This is a genomic window from Methylobacterium sp. WL116, assembly GCF_008039455.1.
GTDB lineage: Bacteria > Pseudomonadota > Alphaproteobacteria > Rhizobiales > Beijerinckiaceae > Methylobacterium.
The window spans coordinates 1-622 of record NZ_VRUV01001057.1; the positions used below are offsets into that span (position 1 = coordinate 1).

Annotated in this window: 1 protein-coding gene; it reads left to right on the top strand. The window is 72.2% G+C overall.

Annotation, left to right across the window (positions count from 1 at the left end; translation table 11 throughout):
- Positions 1 to 91: 91 nt before the first annotated feature.
- Positions 92 to 622: YcnI family protein (locus FV223_RS29380; protein WP_147730083.1), on the top strand; the 531-nt coding region annotated here is incomplete at its 3' end.

Genomic DNA, 622 nt, shown 5'->3' on the forward strand with positions numbered 1-622 from the left:
GCGCCGCCCCGCGCCATCGCCCATCCGCGAGGTCCGCCCGTCGCCTGAACCGATCGCCGCCCGATCCCTTCAGCCAGACGGTAGCTTTGCCATGTCCCGTATCACGCGTGCCGGCCTCTGCGTCGCGCTCGGCTTCGTCCTGCCCGGCCCTCCCGCCTTCGCCCACGCCACCCTCGACCGCAAGGAGGCCAGCCCCAACGCGGCCTATCGCGGCGTCGTGCAGATCAACCACGGCTGCGACGGCCGGCCCACCATAAGGGTCAGGGTCACCATCCCTGAGGGCATGGTCGGCGCCAAGCCGATGCCGAAGCCCGGCTGGCAGGTGACGACGACGCGAGGCGCCTACGCCAGGCCCTACCAGTCCTTCCACGGAATGGTGTCCGAGGGCGTCACGGCGATCACCTGGACCGGCGGCGCCCTGCCGGACGACCAGATCGACAAGTTCACCTTCTTCGCCCGGGTCTCCGACGCCTTCGCGCCGGGCGCGACCGTGTACTTTCCGGTCGAGCAGGATTGCGACGGCGGCGGCTACCGCTGGAGCGAGATCCCCGGCCCCGGCCAGACCGCCCGGGACCTGAAGTCGCCGGCCCCGTCGGTGCGGATCGTCGCGGCGGCCCAGCCC